This window comes from Candidatus Woesearchaeota archaeon (assembly GCA_016928155.1).
GTDB lineage: Archaea > Nanobdellota > Nanobdellia > Woesearchaeales > JAFGLG01 > JAFGLG01.
The window spans coordinates 13651-34735 of sequence record JAFGLG010000005.1; the positions used below are offsets into that span (position 1 = coordinate 13651).

Genomic DNA, 21085 nt, shown 5'->3' on the forward strand with positions numbered 1-21085 from the left:
CTTGACCTCATTGCTCGGGCATCGAACAGCTGTCCGAGCCGGTTATCTGGAATAATGAAACACCTTTTAAGGTTGGCGCTTCAATCTTTTTCTGTGCAATATCATCTGGTGACCCATCAAAATCATAAGTCCTCTCAAGACCTTCCCCCTTTGCAGTGTACCTGCCACAACCACACTCATGGGGTGCTGAATAAGTTGTAAGGTTCATTGTTCCGCTGAATCTCAAGAGCTGTGTCGCTTGATTAGGTATAATACCTGAACTCTTATGATATAATGATTTCAGTTGTGCAATTATCTCATCTGTATGCTGCGAAAGAATATCTGCACCATAGAATCTTCCAAGATAATCCCTGTCTGCACTGTCAATATTCTTCCCATCTGCCAATCTTCGCTCAGCCCTGACAGCAGCATCATAAAGGCCTTGAATTATAGGATCGACAACCCGCTGACCGGCGATCCTGCTCACCAGGACCCTGCCTTTCTCCCCATCTGTCACATGCCTTTTTTTTTCGTCGACAACCTCAAAATATATATGGCCCTGCATGAGATGGAACCTCCCCGGATCATAAGGGCAATTTATTGTTGATGGGCCTGTATCAGTTGATCCACCAACATCCTTAACATAATCAATCCCTACATCATCCAATGCTCTGCGGATCCTGTATGTCAAGGGAGTGCTTGATGTAAGGATGAATCTGATATTATCACCAGTCAAGAAAGGATTCTCCGGATCATCATGCACCATGAGGTCCATGATCCCCTGTCCTTTTCCTTTGTATGATGATGGAGGTGAAACCAGACCATTGACACCTGCCTGTCTCATCAGCCTGAAAGCATCCTCATTTGTAAGATTAGGAGGCCTTGGATGCGCGACAACACCAAAGTGCTTGTTGAGAGTGTCAGAGAAGCAAGGTGCAGCAATATGATCCCATGTATAATTGATGAAGACCTCCCCAGGCATCTGAAATCTGGGATGCTCTTCAACAAGAAATCTCGCAGTTGACAAGGAAATCCCGAGCCAATCACTGTTTGAGTATCTAATATTTGTGAAATCAGCTACACTCTTAATGGAGGTACCCCCCGTGTAACGCATGATGAGATGAATCTGCTGATCTATCGGTAAACCTGATTGACCAGAGTTGAGAGATGCATGGTATCTCTCAGGCAAGAATGCATTTGAACCATATCCCCTGAACATCTTCTTTGTTGTCACAGGAAACTTCTCTTCAAAATCACCCAAAGACTTTATGTCATCCAAAGTCAATCCTGCTTCATTCATTATTGCCAATATAGCAGGGGTCCTGTGACGGACTGCAAAGTGCAACTGCTCAAGAATCCTTGCTTCAAGCCAGGATTGCCTCTCATCAGGGCTCAAGCGATCTAGAGCACCATCCCCAAGCGAATTTATCTCTGCCATAATCTTATATTAGGGGAAGATTAAGTATTTATAAATATTATGTATGTAATCACTTAGAAGTAACTATTCTGTTAATAATTTATCATATATCACAAACAGCGAAACAGACTGATTAACTGTCTGGGCCTGGCGATTCTGCACAGTCCCGATCTCACCAAAGGTATGCATACCCACCACTTTGAGAGCAGGATGGGCTTTCTTTGCAGCATCCACTTCTTTATTTATCTCCTGGCCAATGATCGCTTTTCTCCCACAACAATCAAAGACAAATGATATCGCTCCTTGGTCTAGAGTAGCATGTGCTTTCTCAGCTGCAGATATGATACCCTCCTTGATTGTGTTTATGGTCTTTTCCTGATCATAATCAACAATAGTGATTGCGGAATTCGGTGCAAGTCTCATGAGAACATTCATAGCATCATTATCCGGAAACGGCATCCACTCTTTGATGTACAATGATCCATCAGTATCAATCACACCAATAGGGTGCTCAAAAGTGTACTTGAAAGGATCCTTCCTTACGATTTCTTTGTCAACATCCAATAATCTTGAGTATTCCACCAGTGCAGGTTTCCCATTCAATTCTTCAAGCTTATGCCCATCAGGAGACAGCTTGGTAGCAAGAGCAACCCTGTTAGACATCAGGTAGCCGTTTGCGAGATTTGTTGAGAAATGAAGATTTGAAATCACAAAAACAACCAAAGCTGCATGCCTCAAGACCTTACCATCTGCAAATAGGAATAGGTTAGTCTGGTTTTTGTGCAGGAATGTGTCAAGGTCAGAGCTGCAAGCCTGACCGACTATCGGAAGATGAGAACCTGTCACATTAAAAATCCCCTCTAAGAATTCATTTTCCATACCCGGCACCATAACCCCATCTACAACCTCCACACCAGTAGAAAAATCGATGATAAAATAAGGAGGTGTCTTGACAATCTCATTATAAGACTTTGTCTGGGCTCTCCTGAACTGTATATATGGATCAACAATCTTGTCTGAATGGACCTTATCAAGAGCCATCTTGATGGCTTCTTCACCTGATCTCTGCGGGTTCTCTTTATAGTCTTCCTTGTATCCGACACCAAAATGCATATGATCTGTGTCAAGTACAATAGCTTGAATCGCTTTTTGGATGTATCCATCCTTATTATTGAACTGGCTGTCAGCAGAAGTGCCAACCCAATCCTTACCGAAATGAGCATTGGCTACTTCTGCAACCTCATAAGGATTGTAGCTATCATGCACAAACAGGAAAGCAAATCTTGGTTTCTTGATGTCGCCATCAGCCATAGAATTCTTGATCGCTTCCTCTACGCATTTCTTAGTATCCTCTTGAGAACTTAATCCAACACCCACTTTTATATGCTTGCCTTGCATAATGTTAGTTATATTATGATAGAACTTTAATAAGTTTTCGCTTTCTCGAATGAAATGGTGAATGTTGTGTACTCTCCAAGCCTTGACTCCAATGAGATTTGACCATTCATACGCTCGATGTTGCTCTTCACAGTAGATAAACCCATTCCATGGATGCCAGGCTCATCCCTTGTGGTGAATCTTGGCTCAAAAACTCTCTGTTGTATGTCTTCAGGAATACCCGTGCCATAATCCTTGAATTCGAAATAAATCCTGTCATCGCACTCATATGTCCTGATGTCAATCCTCCTTGAATCAGGTCTTGCAAACTGGAAAGCGTTCTCAAAAAGATTCTTGAGCACAAAATTGAACAGGGCGGGATTCACCATCGCAACTTGAGATGTTGCATCAGGCAATGGATTGCCTTGTTCGTCAATTACAGAATTCCCTTCCCGGTCATAAAAATGGAACTCAAATCCCGCTTTCCTCAGCTTGAAATCATAATATCTTGCCATCTTGATAACAAATGGATTGACATCATAGGAAGCCATCTCATCCCTCTGCTGGGCATAATCTTCCATCTGATTCAACTGCTGAGCTATCATGCCTGCACCATGCAGGGCAGATTCCAGATCCTGGGGGGGGATTGCTTTCCCTCTTTCCAACCTTCTCTGCATCTTCTTCAACCTATCTACAACAACAGTCAGAGGACTTCTCAACTCATGGGCAATGGTCGATGCAAAATCACCATAAGCAGCAGAAGACAACAAAGCAACTCTCTCATTCTGCAGTTCATCCCTCTGCCTGCCAGTCTCCTCCAAATCAGCGTAGGCTTGTCTTAAAGCTTCATTCCTTCTGTAAAGTTCATTGCCGAAGATTGCAAATTTTATTATCCCATCAACCTTACCTGCTATCCTAAGCACTCGTTTCATCTTCTCCTCTGGAGGGGGTAAATGGTAATCAATATCTATCGGAGAATCCAGAGATATCATTCCAATAGGTTCTCTGACCCCCTGAACAAATCTGAACAACCCTATATGTAATTGATAGAAATATTCATCAAATGTTAAATTTGGGTTTTTTGGTTTTATCCCAACTTCAAAAGTATTCTTGGAACGATGGAAAGTGCCTTCTGGCAAGATTCCTTTAGATTCTAATTGTAACATGTATGACTCATCATTCAAACAATAGGTATATTCCAAATCTCCAGTAAATAGCCCAACAGGAGGGCCTGGTAATCTGCCTGCTCGAATTTCTTTTAGATCGGCAAACATATTTTTAACATAGTCTAAATACTCTTGCTCATAATTGACTCCTGTGATCCATTGCAGAAATCTGGTACCCCCAAACAGATCACCCATTTTCCCTGGTGTTATCAAAGTGTTATTAGGATCCTTTATCAAAGCTATCTCACAACATCTGAATCCTAGAAACTTGCTCATTGAATGTAAAATTGTCTGAAGTGAATCAATTAGATAATCCGGACCAATGGAATCAACATCAGATACTTTATCTGCCAGCTCGGTCTCTAGTTGTTCCATTATAGAAGCATAGTCAATAACTTTAGCAGTATCTTGAAAATCTGACATACAGAATGATGAAAATTTAAAGATTTATAAAATTATTTATTACTACAAAGAAATAAATTGGACATATTAACTCTTATCTTGCTTTAAGACCTAAACCTAGAGTACCTATCCTCTTCTTCTTGCCCTTTGCAGGGGCTTTCTTCTTTGTTTTTGCCATACCACATCCTCCGCATACCATATTTGCACCTCTTGCCTTAACAAGAAAAAAAGGCCAGCAAAGCTGGCCAGTACTGTGATTTCTTGTTAAGATAGCCTATTACGCTATATGCAGCTACCCCTATATATATTTTTCTATACTGGAATAGAGGAGATATAGGAAAAATAAAAACGTAATATTTATATAACATTTGTTATTATTTTATTACAGATGTTAAAAAAAAGTAACAGACAGAAGCTCTTGAACTTATTCTTCACAGATCCTTCTCCACAATACCAATTAAGAGAGATATGCAGAAAAATCAGATTAAGCCCAAAATCTGTCAAGAATTATCTAGAAGAATTAAGCAAAGAAGGACTCATAAGGATCACAAAGCACCGAGTGCATGAATATCCTTTGTATCAAGCAAACAGAGATGATCCTTTGTTCAGATTATTAAAAAGAAATGAGCTTATCCTTGAAATCAAAGAGACAGGATTGCTGGATCTCCTGAATGACAGATATATGCCAGATGTAATAATCCTGTTCGGATCAGCATCAAGAGGAGAGGATACAAATGAAAGTGATATTGATCTCTTCCTCCAATGCAAAGGTGACAAAACAGAATTCAGGTCAGCAGAACACCAACTGAACCGGAAAATCAACCTATTCTTCTCAGAAGACTTTAATAAGCTCAGCAGCGAACTCAAGAACAACATAATCAATGGAATAAAATTGAGAGGATATCTGAAAATATGGGGATAATCAGCATAACACCAGACAAAGAGAGATGCAGATCAATAATGAGAATGGCAGAGACAAGCCTGAACATGATAAATGAAATTGATCACCTAAAATATCCCTCCAATGTGATAAAAGAATATTATGAGATCATCAGAGAGCTCTTGAGTGTAATCATGCTGCTTGAGGGCAAGAAAGCAGTAGGTGAAGAGGCCCATAAGAGACTGATAGAACACATAAGATCAATGAACATATTCCCTGAGAATGAGATCCAGATGATTGATGATCTGAGAATCCTGAGGAATCGCATTGCATATGAGGGATTCTTCATAAGACCAGATTATCTGGAAAGAAATCATCCAATGATAAAACAAATAATCAACAGACAAAATGAGATTATACAGAAGCAGATATAGCAAATATTTATAAATAAAACAACGAGAAACCAATCAAAAGAGGTCTAGGAATGCAGAAACATCAGAAGAATCTAAAATTATTATATTATATTGAGGCATTTTTCTCATTCTCCGGCAGCCTGATTGCAGACATGATAACATATTATGCAGAATCCATAGGCATATTCAGGGGCCTTATCGGCATGATATCCGGGTTCATAGAGCTGGTGTCATACACATCAGAGGTCATAGCCGGATACCTGTCAGACAAGTTCCAGCAGAGAAAGATATTCCTGATCCTCAGCGTGACAGCATGGACACTCATGTGGATACCTATAATACAGACAACAAACCACATGCTGTTCCTCGGTCTGGTCCTGGTGCAGGCATTCCTTGGGGGATCGATAGTGCCTGTCTTCGATGCTCTGACATTCTCGAACTCAAACCCGAAGAACAGGGTGCATGTGATAACAAACCTTGATTTCATAAACCAGCTGTTCGGATTCTTCGGCACCCTGGTCGCAGCAGGGCTCGCATTCTATTACAAGGATGTGCTCCTCACAAATATTGAGATAACAAGGAACCTTTTCATACTTGCGGCATGCATACAATTCATAAGCCTGGCATTCATAGTGCGGATAAAAGAAAGCCCTGTAAAGAGCAATTCAAAGAACCTCTTCAGGGAAGCGAATTTCATAAACAAGTACTTCTTCCAGAAGAACAAGAGGCTCAGGACATTCCTGCTGGTCAATCTCTTATGGGCATTCGCGACAGGAATACCTTTAGGATTCATGTCAATATACATAATAAACGAGATGGGCGCTTCCATGTTCTTCTTCTTCATGACAAATGCAGTCATGGTCATCAGCATGCTCGCCTCAATCAAGAGCTGGGAGGCATTTGCAGAGAAGTTCGGAGGAAAGGTGACATTATTCTTCTCAGCGCTCCTTACAACAATAGCGATCGCAGGCTACCTTTTCCATTACGAAATGATTATATTCGCAAACATAATACTGGGAATAGGCTGGGCAGGGTTCAACATGACAGCATCAGTCCTGTTCATGAATTATCTCCCAAAGGATGACACTGCCGGATTTGTGGGGATGTTCGACCTCTATATGGGAGTGGTCTTCTTCATAGCTCCTATAATAGGAGGCATACTCGCAAGCCAGTATGATATAAGGATGATAATAATAGTATCACTCATACTTAGGATATGCGTCGTGCCATTATTCTCATTCATACAGGAAGAATACAAGGAAGTAATCACATGAACCAGGCAATATCATACCTCAGGAAACAGAATCTCAAGTTCTGGGACATAAGGATAGAGGAATCGCATGCATCAAGCCTGTCTGTGAGAAACAAGGAAGTGCAGGACATAGGCTATTCCAACAACAAGAGCTACTCGATAAGGGTCCTGCATAAGAACGCGTTCGGCTTCATCAATTCAGACAACTTCAGCCAGATGCTGGAGAGTGCCAGGAAAGCTGTCAGGATATCAAAAATCCTCGAGAAGCACACAAAAGACAAGATAGAGATAGCGCCCTACAAAAGGATCATGGAGAACAAGTCAATGCGGCTGGTCGACTTCAACATTGAGCAGGCAAGGAAGCTCCTCATCGATGCCACAGACAGGAAGAGATGCAACAATCACATCAAGGATATCGGAGCAAGCTTCAGCCAGCAGGATCTCGAGAAGACCTACTACAATTCTGAAGGATCCGAGATAATCCAGAACCACCAATATTCAGAGGGGGTCATAACAGCAACAGCCCGACGAGGCAATGCCACTGAATCATATTCAAACGCGTTCCCGAACTTCAGGTATCTTGACATAGTCACACAGAGGGCCTGCAAGCATGCAGTTGAGATGCTGGATGCAGTTGAACTGAAGACAGGCCACTACGATGTGCTTCTAGACAATGAGCTCACAGGGGTATTTGTACATGAAGCACTGGGGCACTGCCTTGAGGCAGACAATATAATCAGCAGATCAAGCGTCCTCTGGGACAAGAAAGGCAAGAAGATAGCGTCAGACAAGGTCACAGTCATAGATGACCCTGAACAGCAGGGATACGGGTTCTATTATTTCGACGACGAGGGCATACCAGGCAAGAAGACCACACTCATAGAGAATGGATTGCTGAAAGGATTCATGCACTCGAGGGAGACAGCAGCAGCGATGGGAGCAAAGCCAACAGGCAACGGCAGATGCCAGGACATAAGCACAAGGCCCATTGTCAGGATGTCAAACACATACATCAAGAAAGGAGGCAATACATTCGACCAGCTCCTGGAAAAGCTCAAGAACGGGCTGTATCTCAAGGGAGAGAACTCCGGAGAAGTGGACAGCACCACAGGCGAGTTCGAATTCTCGGTCAAGGCAGCATATGAGATAAAGAACTACACTGTGGCAAGACTTTTCAAGAATGTCACATTGGTCGGGAACCTGCTCGACATAATGAAGAATGTGAGCGCTGTGGGCAACAAGTATGACATCCCTAAGCCCAGCTACTGCGAGAAGGACGGACAGCAGGTTCCTGTGAACGGATTCAACCCGCAGATACTCATAAAAGATGCGCTGGTGGTGGGCAATGACTGAGATATATGAGAAGGCGCAGAACCTGCTGGACTATGCAAGGAAGCATGCAGACGAAGCCCAGGTGAATGCGATACACCAGAAAGAGAAGGTCATGCTGATACAGAACAACAAGGTCGAGCTCATAGAATACGGGGAAAGGAAGGCTTACTGGCTCAGGATAATCAAGGACAAGAGGATGGGCACAGCAAGCAGCAACAATCCGGACCAGAACCTAGCAAAAAGAGCACTGAAGATCGCAAGGACAAGCCCGAAGATGCATCATTATTACGGCCTGCCTCAGAAACAGAGATTCAGGAGGATGAAGATATTCGACAAGAGGATGCCTCTGATCGACTTCGAGCAACTCTCACAGACAGGCAAGGATGTGCTCAAAGGGCTCAAAGGGCTCAATGTGCTGCTTGTCAAGATCATCACAATGGAAGGGGACACCTGCATACTCAATACGAACGGCGTAGACTACACTGAGCTCGAGACAAGCAACTCGATAGGGTCAAGCACATCAAACAAGCTGAACATCAACCTGTGGAAGACAGCATCAGAAAGGAGACTCATAGACTTCCATGCATACGCGCGGAGCGTGGCAGATGACATGAAGAGGATGAAGAAGCCTGAGCCTCTCAAGAATGCAGTCGATGACATAGTATTCGCGCCAGTCCCGTTCTCAGAGATAATGGACGGGGCATTCATGGGGAACCTTGACCTGTCATCGACAAACTCAAGATTCAGGACAGGGTATGATTTCGGCTGCGACATGAGCATAACAGACAAGGGCCATATGGATTACGGCATAATGACAAGCAGCTTCGATGACGACGGCGTGCCTACAAGCGACACGCAGCTCATAAAGAACGGGATAATCAATGAGAAGATCAGCGACTACCAGACAGCAAAGAGATTCAGGAAAAGGCCCACAGGAAATGCAGGAGGATTCTCGAATGTGGTTGTATCAGGGAAGAACAGCATCAGAGACATCGACAAGGGTGTCCTTGTGACAGCAGTCCTGGGAGAAGACAACTCAAATGCGCTCACAACAGAATTCAGCGTAGAGGTCGACAGGGGATTCATGATCGAGAATGGGCAGATAACAAGGCCTGTGAATGAGTTCATGATATCAGGGAGGTTCACAGACCTCATGAAGAGTATAGCAGGGTATGGGAAAGACGTTACAAATGTCCATGGGTTCTACCTGCCGTCAGTGCATGTGCACGGGCTTAAGACAAAACTTTTCTGAGAAAAATTAATAAATCATGGAAACATACTATTCTTATGGTAAAAATATCAAGCATCAGGTTCAGGAAGCTGAAGATGCCAGAGATTGAGAAGATAAAGCCTCTCTGGCAGGGACTGATGGATGATAACTTCGATAAAGTCGCAAAGAGGAATCCTAATCTCAAAGAAGAAAGGAAGATGATCAAGAATCCCTGGAGGGATGTGAAGAAATATTATTCTGACAATATAAAGAAAGGGAAAGGAGTCATATTTGTTGCTGAACATAATGATGAAATCATAGCACATAATTTCAACCTCATCAAGCTCAACATACCTATCTTCCTGCCAAAAGAGCTAGGATATATCGGAGAGCTCTATGTTGAAAAAGGATATAGAAGCTTAGGGATAGGAAACAGGTTCAGGAAGATGGCATTTGATTGGTTCAAGAAGAAAGGCATCAAGAGAGCTTCAATACAGGTCATGAGAGATAATCCTATGGCACATAAGTTATATAAGAGATGGGGCTTCCATGATTTCAAGATAGAGATGCGAAAAAATCTTTAATATGTTTTAAATAAATTGTGATATATTCTTAAAATGTTGTAAATTTTGCTTAACTTAAATGATGATAATTGGTAAGATGTTGAATATGTATAATTTGTATAATTCTGTATACTGAAGTTTTTTATAATCCAAAATACTCCCTTGCCCCATGCAGATGTTTGATTTTTACAAGCGGATAATCGAAGAGGAACTGAAGCAGGCAATACCCAAAGAGATGACATTCAACTATGCAAGAAGCTTCTCAAATTCCAAGGAATATGAGTATGACTACAAGGCGCTGACAAAAGCAATCCTTGAGCCATTATGGGAATTCCTCAACAGAGGAGGCAAGAGATGGAGGCCTGTGCTCATGATGCTGGCACATGAGGCGACAGGAGGGAATCCGCTTGAGATAAGAAGGCTCAGCATAATACCTGAACTCATACACAACGGCACGCTCATAGTGGATGATATCGAGGATGACAGCAAGACAAGGAGAGGAAAAAGGGCATCGCACCTGATATTCGGGAAAGATGTCTCGATAAACATGGCAAACTTCCTGTATTTCCTGCCGCACAAGATAATCAGCGAGTCAGACCTTACGCCGAGAAAAAAGAAGACACTCAATGACCTGATAAACCAGGAGATGTCACGACTCCACCTGGGACAGGCAATGGACATACACTGGCATAATTCCAAAGAGCACAATGTGGCAGAAGCGCAGTACTTCCAGATGTGCGCATTCAAGACAGGATGCCTTGCAAGGCTTCCTGTGAAGATGGGTGCAGTCCTGGCAGGAGCAAGCAGGAAAGAGATAAATGCGCTTTCAAGATTCGCAGAGGCTGTGGGGATAGCTTTCCAGATAAAGGATGACATACTCAACCTCACAGGATCAAAGCACTGGGGCAAGGAAGTCGGGGATGATATACAGGAGAACAAGAAAAGCCTCATCATGATACACTTCATGAAAAGCTCAAGCCAGAAAGACAGGAACAGGATGATATCCTATCTTGGGAAGAAGCCAAGCAAGAGTGACATGGCAGCCATACTCTCGCTCCTCAACAAATATGGCTCAATCGAGTATTCCATGAAAAAAGCAGAGGACATGATAAGCAGAGCCCAGAGAGAGCTATACACATCGCTCCCTGACACAAGAGCAAAGAATGACCTGCTGATGATGTCAGGCTATCTCATAACAAGAAAATTCTGAATCTGACACCAGCACCGTCACGCACCGTCACCTTTATTAATATACAGTTTACATCAGCAGGAATGGCATTCAGACTAATCATGGATGATATCCTCCTGAAGCTCATTGTATCAGTAGCAGTGCTACTCATAGGGTTGCTCCTATCAAAGGCAGGAGAGAGGATAATCATATCATATTACAGGAAGAAATACAAATTCATCAAGAAGGCTCCGCTCGCAAGGACATATTCAGCGATAGTCTGGACACTGACAATCATCATAGCACTTCTCTTCCTCAGGGTAGATATCTCAAGAGAACTGTTCCTGAATGCCTACCAGTCCCTGCCAAGGCTGCTCAGCATAGTGCTGGTGCTCATACTCGTGATAACCCTCGTCAACCTTGTCATATATTTCCTGAAAAAGATACTATCGACAACAGGACTGACAGATTATCTCAGGGAGAACAAGAACGAGCAGGTGATAGATGTCATAATATGGGTGCTGAGGCTGCTCCTGTATATCCTCCTCGGACTGGCAGCACTTGAAGCCCTCGGGTTCAATGTCAGCAGGGCCATATCCACCTTCGGCAGCATAATCTACCCATTATTCCTGCTCTTCCTGCTGTTCGTATTCATCGGACTCAAGGATATCTTCCAGAACTTCTTCATCAGCCTATATCTCAGGGGCAACAAGAAATACAGGGTCGGCATGAGGATAAGGATAAATGGGGATGTGGGCACGCTGAAAGAGATAGGGAGCCAGGATGTCCTGATAAGCACAGACCAGGGCAATTACCTTTATGTGCCGAACAAGAGCTTCATCAACTACAACAAGAACATCAAGAAAGCCATGACAGACCTGGACACCCTTGAGAAGATAAAATCACATTTCGTCGCACAGCACCCGAGCTACTGCGGGCCTGCAAGCGCGAGCATGATACTGAACATATTCGGATTCGAGATAAGCCAGGAGCAGATAGGGGAACAGGCAAATACAGAGAAGGATGTGGGGACACACCCGGATGCGCTCATCAAAGTCATCCAGAAACTCGCAAAGAACCAGGTCAAGGGCGTATGGATAGACACCACACAGTTCAATGACCTGAAAGTGGAGCTCCAGAGCTGGCTCAATGACGGTGCACTCACCATAGTCGACTACAAGAAGAACATCCTCTTCCCGAGCTCAAAGAAGGCGCATTACTCTGCATGCCTGGGCATCGAAGGCGATGATGCGATCATACTCGACCCGTCAAAAGTGACAGGAGGGGTCTACTTTGTCAACATACCTCTGCTGTTCAAGGGCATGGACACATACTCAGATCTCATCCAAGGCAAGAGAGGTTTCATAGTGCTCGCCCCTAAAGGGACGACAGCATTCGAGAGGATCGAGCAGGGCATGCATTTCTATGACATATCATTATACAAGAAGCTGAACAAGAATTTCAGGAAGAACCTCAACAGCATGATAAAGGAGACCAAGCTTCTCGAGTTCATACTGCCTGACCCGGTAAGGGAATACATGAAAAAATATGAAAGCAGCGAGAAGGTCTCAAGGATCTGGAGCGTATTAGAGGCAGAGGAGAAGGAATAGTGTCTCAATCAAAAAAAATCCAACATATGGGCATCAAGTGATTGTCTTCATATCAACAATGCAGTCGACGACATTCCTAATCTCCTTTATCCTCCGGGTAAGGTGCTCGAGATATCCTATGTGAGGACTTGTCCATTCGAATATGACATGTATCCTGTCCTTCTTGGACACAGAGTTCACAGAGGAGATATCGACATTCTCAGCAGCAAAGGCATCAAGCATCTCAGCAAGCAGACCGACCCTGTTCTGCACAACAACAGTCATCCTGACAGACTTCAGCTCCTTTTTCCAATTCAGATCAAGCCTCCTGGCTTTTCCCTTGAGGACAGCAATGTTAGGACAGCCAACCTTATGTATCGTGATCCGGTTATCCCTTGTCTTGTATGATTCTATATCATCCATATACCCCGGGTTGCAGCATTTTGAGAGCTTGACATTGGATTTATCCTTCTCATCGATCTCGAGATGATCCAGGGGATTAGACCCAGTCTCCTTCTGCTTGGCCTGATGACGCAGCCTTGCCTGCTTCGCACTGTGTTCGAGAGAAAGGCCGGCAGCCTGTCTGATCTTGTTCTTGGCCTTAGTGGTGCGGACAAAGTTGAGCCACTGCCTATTAGGCTTCGCGCTCTTGCTGGTGAGTATGTCAACTATATCCCCGCTCTTGAGCACTGTATCGAGCTGGACCATCTTATTATTCACCTTGGCCTTGGCAGTCCTGTTCCCTATGCTCGTGTGGATCTCATAAGCGAAATCAATCGGAGTGGATCCTTCAGGAAGGGAGATAGGATCACCTTTTGGGGTGAAAGCGACTATCTCGTCTTTCAGGAAATCTATCTTCAATGTCTCGATGAAATCAGAAGCATTATCAGAGTGACGCATCCACTCAAGGACCTGCTTCAGCCAGTCGACCTTCTTGTCGAACTTCTTGTCACGCTCAGTGCCGGAATAACGCCAGTGGGCAGCAATGCCCTCCTCAGCAAGATGATGCATCTCCCAAGTCCTTATCTGCACCTCAAGTATCTTGCCATGAGGCCCTATCACAACAGTGTGGAGGGACTGATACCCATTTGATTTAGGGACAGCAATATAATCCTTGAACTTCCCAGGCATGGGCTTCCAGAGGTCATGGATGATGCCAAGGACACTGTAGCAGTCAGGCACAGAGCCGGTGATGATCCTCACTGCATTCACATCAAAGATCTCATTGAACTCCTTATGCTTCTTCACCATCTTCTTGTATATAGAAAAAAAGCTCTTTGCCCTGCCGAAAACCTCTGCCTTTATACCCCTAAGGCTGATCTCATGCTTGATGGTCTCGATTATCCTCTTGATATCCTTGTCCCTCTGATCAGCATCCTTAGCAAGCCTCTGCTCGAACTGCCTGTACACTTCTGGGAAGCGCCACTTGAGGGCAAGATCATCAAGCTCAGCCTTGATATTGTTCATGCCAAGCTTATGCGCTATCGGAGAATATATCTTATGGACCTCTTCAGCGATCCTCTTCCTCTTATCCTCCCTGAAATGCTGGAGGGTCCTCATATTATGGAGCTTGTCTGCAAGCTTGACAAGTATGACCCTGATATCCTTCATTGATGCGATCAGGATCTTCCTGATGTTCTCTGCCTTGTATTCCTCTTTTGTCTCGAACTTGATCTGGCGCAGATTGGTCAAGGCCTGCACTATATTAGCGATCTCATCACCGAACTCCTTAGCGATCTGATCCTTTGTCACAGGAGTATCCTCTACAACATCATGCAGCAAAGCAGCGCAGATGGAAGCAGTATCACCACCCATCTCGACCACTATCTCGGCACATGCGTACAGATGGATGAAATAAGGCTCGCCAGAGGCCCTCTTCTGATCCTTATGAGATCTTTCTGAAAGCCTGTAAGCTTTCTGTATCAGCTCAATATTAGCCTTGGGATTATGTTCTAGAATGTGCTTCTTGAGTTCCTGGAAATCCATTGAATATGTAGTGTATCGGTGATTTATAAAGGTTTTCGGGCAAATCTGAAAGAGACAGACCAAAAAAGGCAGAAAAAAGCAAGAAAAATGAGCCAGCTTATGTTTGAATGGAAAAGGCCTAATGCAAAGCTCCTGCTGTGTAGACCCACCCAGATAAGGAGCATGAGCCTGAAAATGTTCAGGCACCAGATCAAAAAAAGGCCGATCAGCAGTAGGGACAGCATCTTTCTGTGACAGACCTCTCTCCTGCTGATTATCCAGAAAACCAGGAAAAGGGAAAGGAACAGCAACAAGGATTCTATTCCAGAACACTGTTCGGCTATTGTTATTATGAAATCATCTACCTTGATTATATTGGCTGATATCAGCCTAGCAGTTGGAAAAGGCAGGATTATCAATCTGGAGATTGCAGGTATTAGTGATGAAGTCAGCCCTCTGAAGAATATCACAGCAAAATAGGCTGTCAGTACAAACAAGGGCATCAACACAATATGCACTTGATATCTTCGTGCCAGCATCCTGATGTTCCTTGAGCCAAAAACAGCAGACAAAAGCGAAGCACAAGCAAAGAAAAGGATAGGAAATCTCAGCAATGGATCATGATGCCCAGATAATTTCAGGAACAGATAGACAGAAAAGAGAAGGATAGAGATGAGTGAAGATACCGCAATCTCTATGGCGCTCATCCTATGAAACTGGATATTCTTCAACCCATCCCAACAGAGCAGAAGAAAGACAACACCCACGAACAGGGCGGAGCCGACAAGATCTGTTGTGTACACTGCACCCGGAAAAGGATATTTCCTGTCAAACAAGGAGAAGAAGAACTGCAGAGCGACAATGATCACACAGTACAATGCTGACCTAAGAATAATAGACCTGCGCAGCTCCATTATCATACACCTTGTTCTCGTCTGCAAGCATATTTGGAAATATTGTCTGACTGATCGGGACTGAATATATTGTCTCACCGATATCAATGAACTCCCTGTTCCTCTCTCTCAAGAACACAATGCTGTCAGGCGGCAATGAATCAATGCCGGCCAGCTCCTGTGCATCATCCAACCCTTTCAAAATCAGTATGCCTCTTGCCCATGAGTTCGCATAGATCCTGGCGATCTTCTGCTCTGAGACCCACTGAGCAGCATCCAGCTCAGCATCATGGATATATATCCTGTCATAATCAAAACCTGAATTAGAAAAAGCAATAGGATAATCAACATCATACATTGCGTAAATGAGGCCTGAATTCGTGATGAGCTGAAGGATGAGAATGATAGATAACAATGGCACTGAAAATCTTCTGAGCGGCTTTGCACCAAATACAAACAAAGGAGCAAGGATCACCAAAGATTGTTGATATAATCTTGTGATTCCATAATGCTTCTGCAGCAGTGGAGAAGCGAGCATAACCAGCAGGAAAAGAAAGAATATTGAGGTTGCGATAAGCATGAAAGAAGATTCTTTGTTAATGAAAAACCGGCACAGAACATAAATGAACCCAATAATAATAAGCAATCTTGTCAACAGACCGGCAATTTTTACGATTCTCTTGACCTTGTTCAGCTCTGAGAGCCTGTCTCTGTAAGGATTGGACTGGGTTGAGGCGCTTTCCTTGTTGATAACTGGTCCAGCTATTGAAGCACCCGGCTTCTTGTAGATATCCATGACTTTATCCTTGCTGAAATCAATCGCAGAGAAGGCAGACCTGATGGAATCATGATATAAAATGTTTGAAAGGACACCAAGATAAAGGAGTATGAAAGAGCACACCAAAATCACAAAAGACAGCTTAATCCTGTTATGGGACAAGATCCTTGACATGCAGAGCAATGCAAGGAATACAGCAAACATGAAAGCTGTTGTGTAATGTGAGACGACGATAAGCAATGCGAACAGGACCATTAGCACAATGTTGCCATGCATATATGCCAAGATGAACAAAGCGAATAAAAGGAGTGCAATCTCCTGCCTGATATGCCTGGGCATCTCATAGATGAAAGTCCATTGGGCAATGAACAAGAATGATGCGAGGAAGCTCTCCATGTCTGACAGGAAAAATCTCGCTATGAGGGATACAGTCGGGGCAGATATCGCAAAGATGAGCTGCATCAGGACCTTATAGACCCAGACAGGATCCATCCTTGTGATAAAATAAAGAATTGAAGGCAGGATATTCGTGCTCAAGGACCAATTGTAAGGATGCGTGTCTGCAGGATCCCATCCATTCTCCAGGGTCTGCTGGAAGTAGAAGAATTCTGTCCTGATATCCTCTCCGACAACATGACCTGACCTGGCAGAGTTCATGAGAAGCAAAGAGAAAGCGAACAGGAACAGGATGATGCAGAAAACTGCAGGTGAGAGATTCTTATGGACTATGATGCAGAGTATGAATATGACGATTATTGAGATGATGAGGATTATGTTCAACAGAGGGCTTCCTGCATCCATTGACTTTGCTCCAAACAGAGCCACCAATGGCAAAGGAGCTGCAGCAAACAATATCAGATCTGACCAATGCATGAGAAATGATTAGGAATAGGGATTAATAAGATTATACAAGAAAAAACCGGAAAAACTTCAGACTTTGGCGATAATGACCTCGATTGTCGAGACCCTTACTTTCCTACCTTCCTTGTTCTCGAACTCCTCGCTGTCGATCCTTATGTCCTTGACCTTGGCCTGCCCTTCCAGAAATCTCTTGGTGGCCACCTCAACGACATCCACTGCCCTGGAGATGAACTTGCCCCTCGCCTTCACTATGACTTCGCCGGCGTTCTTCGTGGTCAGCTGCATCACAACACCAGTCACATAATTCATGAACGGCTTGCCGCCGATAAAGATAGAGTTGTCGTCTGTCATTTCACCCACCCCCTATGCTGTGTCAACGTGAATCAGAGTATCTGTGTTATCAGATGGTCTCTTTCTTCTTCGAAAGCCTGGTGACATATCCTGCGATGATGTTCCTCATCTTCTTCGAAGGTATGTCCATGAATTTGGAGACCAGTCTCTTATTCTGCTCAAAGTCAACCTTGAAGTCATCCATGTGCCTATGGATAAGCTCATTTGTGGTTCTCTTGATTAGTTTAGTCTTGATTCTCCCCATGAGAATCTTTTGAACTTTGGTGATGGTATATAAATATTTCTGCTGGACCTGAATTGGTAAAAATGTATATTAGTATATACTTATATACACAAAATAATACCGCAAGCAGATATCACAAGTAAATACAAGGGGCATATAATGCAGAAAATCCATCAAAACATCTCCAGATCCAGGTATAACCCCATAGTTCGGCTTCAGAGCATATAGAAAAGAAGTGCTGAGAAAAGGCCTGATGCTGGAAGTTTATTGACCTGATTGAAGGATCCGTGATTATCCGGAGTTATCCGGGATTCATTCACATCTCATCCAGCACATCGATGCTCATGAGGCCAAAGCAGGTCCTGAGGACCACTGCAACTGACTGAGCAAGAAGAAGACGGAACTTCTTCACTTCTTCAGTCTCTTGCAGGATCGGACAAGCATGATAGAACTCATTGAAGGCCTGGGCAAGTTCATATGCATAGTTAGCGAGAAGGCTGGTCTTGTAGTTCTCAGTTATCTTCTCAAGCACTGCAGGGAACTTATCCAGATGCTTCACGAGCCTGAATTCCTGGCCCTCATTCAGCACAGAGAAATCAGCACCACCAATCGCATTATTGATATCAAGACATCCTTTCCTGAAAATCGAAGTTATCCTTGCATAAGTGTATTGCAGATAAGGCCCAGTCTCTCCCTCAAATGACAATGATGCCTTAGGATCAAACACAAAGTTCTTCAGCGGATCGAATTTAAGGAAGAAGAACCTTATCGCAGCCATCCCGATCGCTTCAGCACGCCTCCCAATCTCATCCTGCGGCAGATTACCATAGCGGGATGATACCTCTTTCCCTGCAAGACCTATCATCTGGTCAATCAGGTCATCAGTGTCAATCACAGTCCCTTCCCTTGACTTCATCCTGCCCTCAGGCAGTTCGACCAGGCCATAGGAGAAATGATAGCACCTGTCTGCAAACTCCCACTTCAGCATCCGGAAAAGCTCAAAGAGGACCCTGAAATGATGCTCCTGTTCATTGCCGACAACATATATCATCCTGTCGAACTTATAATCATCATACCTGCTCTTAGCCACAAAGAGGTCCTGCGTGATGTAAATGGATGTGCCGTCTGCCCTAAGAAGGACCTTCTTCCCGAGATCCCGGTCTGTCAGATCAGCGACTATCGAGCCATCAGCCTCTCTCACAAATATCTTCCTCTTCAGGCCATCCATCACGATATTCTTGCCATCAAGATAGCTTTCGCTCTCAAGATATTCCTTCTCTATCGAGAAATGGAGCTTCCCGTATGTCTGCCTGAAACCCTCAAGGGCCCAGCTGTTCATCATCTCCCAGAGCTTCCTCGTCTCCGGATCGCCTGCCTCCCATTTCCTGAGAAGCTCTCCGACCTCCAGCTCGATATCAGGATCCTTCTCAAAGAGCTTCGCGTATTCCACATAATAATCGCCGACAAAATGATCAGGCTTCCTCTTCTCTGATCCAGGTGTTTTCCCGTTCCCCAGCTTCTGATAGGCAAGCATAGACTTGCAGATATGGACCCCCCTGTCATTGACGATGTTGATTATGTGGGCATCGAATCCGGAGAACCTCATAACATTGAACAGCGTGCTGCCGAGAAGCATGTTCCTCAGATGACCGAGATGCAGAGGCTTGTTTGTGTTCGGGCCGGGGGATTCTATAAGGACCCTGCCCTTGCTCTCTGTCTCAGGCCTTCCGAAAGCATCTCTCTCCTTCGCTATCGTGTCAAGCACATACTCGCTGAACCTGTGCTTGTCGATATAAAAATTCAGATAAGGTCCTTTTGCATCCACAGCCTTTATCATATCATCAGGCTTGATCTTCTTAGCGAGCTCATCCGCAAGCTCTGCAGGATTCTTGCTGTACTTCTTCGCATACTGGAATGTGGGAAAAGCGTAGTCACCCATCTTCGGATCAGGAGGGACCTCTATATCAGAATGGGATATCTCAATCTCCTTGTGCAGAAGCCTGAAGATGTGTTCCTTGAACGGATTCATTTTTTCCTTGATTTCGGGTTCATGGCCTTCAGTATCTTGAGCTCCATGACCTGCATGCTGTTCCTGAGGCTCTTCATCTCCTTCCTGAGCTCTTTTATCTGTACTCTCAGGACCCTGGCCTCATACCATTTCAGGATGATCATGATGAGATAAAGGCCGAAGATACCTCCTGCAAGAACTTTGAGGGAATTATACAGATTCTCAAAAGGAGTCACTAAAGTCAATGGGTCTGTGATATTCATAGAAGCGGATTGGGAAGCATTTATTTATAAATATAATGCTGCAGATATTGAAATGATGTCCAAAATTGGACATAAATATCCAAAACAAAACATTTATAAGTCATTGCCCATTCATGGTGCCCAATGACAATAAGCAAGATAATGGAGAATGCCACAACAAGCTCAGAGATGATGCACGAAAAATTCAGCCTTCTGCGGGCCAGATCAATGAGATATGAAAGGGAATCCGGCCAGATATCCAGATCACAGGGACCAATAGCCTACTGAAGGAGGTGAGAATTTGCAGACCAAGCTTTCTGATTATATCGATATCAGCTTCGCCTATCTTGAACAGGAGATGACCGAGATCATCAGGGATTTCAAGGTGAGCGCAGTCAAGAGCGCAAAAACCTGATTCTCATGAACATCGCCAGGATCACAGAGGAATTTGTAGATGACAACCACAGCATTAGGGAGAGCCTCAAGAAAGACCTTATCAACTATTCCTCACTGGCAAGAAGGATAATGAGCAAAAGAAGACTTGGACCTGAAAATTTTGAGGCTATTGTCGCTGCTGCAAGAAGATACAGGAAAAGGATCGGCCATTCCGACGATGATTCATATGCCAAAGAGCTCCTCAAGGACATAGATCTCGACATCAGGAAGCAAAAGGACAAGGCAAGCATAATTCTGACAGGAAAAGAAGATGATGTCTATGCATTCATCACCCACATATTCTCGATATTCTGGGAAAGAGGCATAATCATCCCTGAATCCCACATCAAGACAGGAAGAGCTGAACTCACACTAGAGAAAGAGACCATATCAAAAGCGCTGGCAGCGCTCAATCTGTAAGGATCAATCAGACTTATACCCTCTCATGAAAGCATCTTCTTCAGGAGAGACCTCATCATCCTCAAGGAGATCGGAATCAGTGTCTGAATCCTCATCCTCATTTATCTCATCATCGAACAGGTCTTCATCAAATTCATCATACATTAGCGCTCACCCCGCTG

Annotated in this window: 21 protein-coding genes; 10 read left to right on the forward strand and 11 right to left on the reverse strand. The window is 44.0% G+C overall.

What is annotated here, in order from left to right; translation table 11 throughout:
• Nucleotides 1–7: 7 nt before the first annotated feature.
• From JW968_01760 to JW968_01770, 3 genes are all read right to left on the reverse strand, one after another.
• Nucleotides 8–1417 carry a hypothetical protein gene (locus JW968_01760; GenBank protein ID MBN1385681.1) on the reverse strand — a complete coding sequence of 470 codons (1410 nt, stop codon included), beginning with the start codon at nucleotides 1415–1417 and terminating at the stop codon, nucleotides 8–10.
• Between the two features lie 63 nt (nucleotides 1418–1480).
• Complete coding sequence (locus JW968_01765) at nucleotides 1481–2794, reverse strand: FIST C-terminal domain-containing protein (GenBank protein ID MBN1385682.1); 1314 nt, start codon at nucleotides 2792–2794, stop codon at nucleotides 1481–1483.
• A gap of 26 nt (nucleotides 2795–2820) precedes the next feature.
• The gene (locus JW968_01770; GenBank protein MBN1385683.1) at nucleotides 2821–3705 is read right to left on the reverse strand and encodes a HAMP domain-containing histidine kinase; all 885 of its coding nucleotides are present in this window, start codon (nucleotides 3703–3705) and stop codon (nucleotides 2821–2823) included.
• 1024 nt (nucleotides 3706–4729) lie between these two features.
• Here JW968_01770 and JW968_01775 point away from each other — a divergent pair.
• The 8 genes from JW968_01775 (at nucleotide 4730) to JW968_01810 (ending at nucleotide 12769) form a co-directional block, all read left to right on the forward strand.
• Entirely contained in the window at nucleotides 4730–5263 is a 534-nt protein-coding gene (locus JW968_01775) for a nucleotidyltransferase domain-containing protein (protein ID MBN1385684.1), read from the forward strand.
• Nucleotides 5254–5655 (forward strand): hypothetical protein, encoded by a 402-nt coding sequence (locus JW968_01780; protein MBN1385685.1) that lies wholly within the window; start codon nucleotides 5254–5256, stop codon nucleotides 5653–5655. Before JW968_01775 ends, JW968_01780 begins: the two co-directional genes overlap by 10 nt.
• 50 nt (nucleotides 5656–5705) lie before the next feature.
• Nucleotides 5706–6908 (forward strand): MFS transporter, encoded by a 1203-nt coding sequence (locus JW968_01785; GenBank protein ID MBN1385686.1) that lies wholly within the window; start codon nucleotides 5706–5708, stop codon nucleotides 6906–6908.
• Entirely contained in the window at nucleotides 6905–8239 is a 1335-nt protein-coding gene (locus JW968_01790) for a TldD/PmbA family protein (protein MBN1385687.1), read from the forward strand. The genes JW968_01785 and JW968_01790 overlap by 4 nt, the downstream gene beginning before the upstream one ends.
• Entirely contained in the window at nucleotides 8232–9470 is a 1239-nt protein-coding gene (locus JW968_01795; protein ID MBN1385688.1) for a TldD/PmbA family protein, read from the forward strand. The genes JW968_01790 and JW968_01795 overlap by 8 nt, the downstream gene beginning before the upstream one ends.
• A 35-nt stretch (nucleotides 9471–9505) precedes the next feature.
• Nucleotides 9506–10012, forward strand: a complete 507-nt coding sequence (locus JW968_01800; protein MBN1385689.1) for a GNAT family N-acetyltransferase — start codon at nucleotides 9506–9508, stop codon at nucleotides 10010–10012.
• A 148-nt stretch (nucleotides 10013–10160) separates the two neighbouring features.
• Nucleotides 10161–11201 carry a polyprenyl synthetase family protein gene (locus JW968_01805; GenBank protein MBN1385690.1) on the forward strand — a complete coding sequence of 347 codons (1041 nt, stop codon included), beginning with the start codon at nucleotides 10161–10163 and terminating at the stop codon, nucleotides 11199–11201.
• Between the two features lie 62 nt (nucleotides 11202–11263).
• Nucleotides 11264–12769, forward strand: coding sequence for a mechanosensitive ion channel (locus JW968_01810; protein MBN1385691.1), 1506 nt, complete (start codon nucleotides 11264–11266; stop codon nucleotides 12767–12769).
• Between the two features lie 33 nt (nucleotides 12770–12802).
• Here JW968_01810 and JW968_01815 read toward each other — a convergent pair whose 3' ends face one another.
• The 7 genes from JW968_01815 to JW968_01845 form a co-directional block, all read right to left on the reverse strand.
• Complete coding sequence (locus JW968_01815; GenBank protein MBN1385692.1) at nucleotides 12803–14734, reverse strand: bifunctional (p)ppGpp synthetase/guanosine-3',5'-bis(diphosphate) 3'-pyrophosphohydrolase; 1932 nt, start codon at nucleotides 14732–14734, stop codon at nucleotides 12803–12805.
• Nucleotides 14735–14757: 23 nt separating this feature from the next.
• A complete protein-coding gene (locus tag JW968_01820) occupies nucleotides 14758–15627 on the reverse strand; it encodes an archaeosortase/exosortase family protein (GenBank protein ID MBN1385693.1) in 870 nt (289 codons plus the stop codon).
• Nucleotides 15599–17257 carry a DUF2206 domain-containing protein gene (locus tag JW968_01825; GenBank protein ID MBN1385694.1) on the reverse strand — a complete coding sequence of 553 codons (1659 nt, stop codon included), beginning with the start codon at nucleotides 17255–17257 and terminating at the stop codon, nucleotides 15599–15601. Before JW968_01825 ends, JW968_01820 begins: the two co-directional genes overlap by 29 nt.
• A gap of 57 nt (nucleotides 17258–17314) precedes the next feature.
• The gene (gene albA, locus JW968_01830) at nucleotides 17315–17596 is read right to left on the reverse strand and encodes a DNA-binding protein Alba (GenBank protein ID MBN1385695.1); all 282 of its coding nucleotides are present in this window, start codon (nucleotides 17594–17596) and stop codon (nucleotides 17315–17317) included.
• 49 nt (nucleotides 17597–17645) lie between these two features.
• Nucleotides 17646–17840 (reverse strand): 30S ribosomal protein S17e, encoded by a 195-nt coding sequence (locus JW968_01835; protein ID MBN1385696.1) that lies wholly within the window; start codon nucleotides 17838–17840, stop codon nucleotides 17646–17648.
• 295 nt (nucleotides 17841–18135) lie between these two features.
• The gene (gene argS, locus JW968_01840; GenBank protein MBN1385697.1) at nucleotides 18136–19848 is read right to left on the reverse strand and encodes an arginine--tRNA ligase; all 1713 of its coding nucleotides are present in this window, start codon (nucleotides 19846–19848) and stop codon (nucleotides 18136–18138) included.
• Nucleotides 19845–20090: a hypothetical protein gene (locus JW968_01845; protein MBN1385698.1), complete on the reverse strand. Its 246-nt coding sequence runs from the start codon at nucleotides 20088–20090 to the stop codon at nucleotides 19845–19847. The genes argS and JW968_01845 overlap by 4 nt, the downstream gene beginning before the upstream one ends.
• Before the next feature lie 123 nt (nucleotides 20091–20213).
• On the opposite strand from JW968_01845, the gene JW968_01850 reads away from it, so the two are divergent.
• On the forward strand, nucleotides 20214–20357 hold the full coding sequence (locus JW968_01850) for a hypothetical protein (GenBank protein ID MBN1385699.1): 144 nt from the start codon (nucleotides 20214–20216) through the stop codon (nucleotides 20355–20357).
• Between the two features lie 132 nt (nucleotides 20358–20489).
• Nucleotides 20490–20924, forward strand: a complete 435-nt coding sequence (locus JW968_01855) for a hypothetical protein (GenBank protein MBN1385700.1) — start codon at nucleotides 20490–20492, stop codon at nucleotides 20922–20924.
• A 3-nt stretch (nucleotides 20925–20927) separates the two neighbouring features.
• On the opposite strand, the gene JW968_01860 is transcribed toward JW968_01855, so the two are convergent.
• Nucleotides 20928–21068: a hypothetical protein gene (locus JW968_01860; protein MBN1385701.1), complete on the reverse strand. Its 141-nt coding sequence runs from the start codon at nucleotides 21066–21068 to the stop codon at nucleotides 20928–20930.
• Nucleotides 21069–21085: the final 17 nt, after the last annotated feature.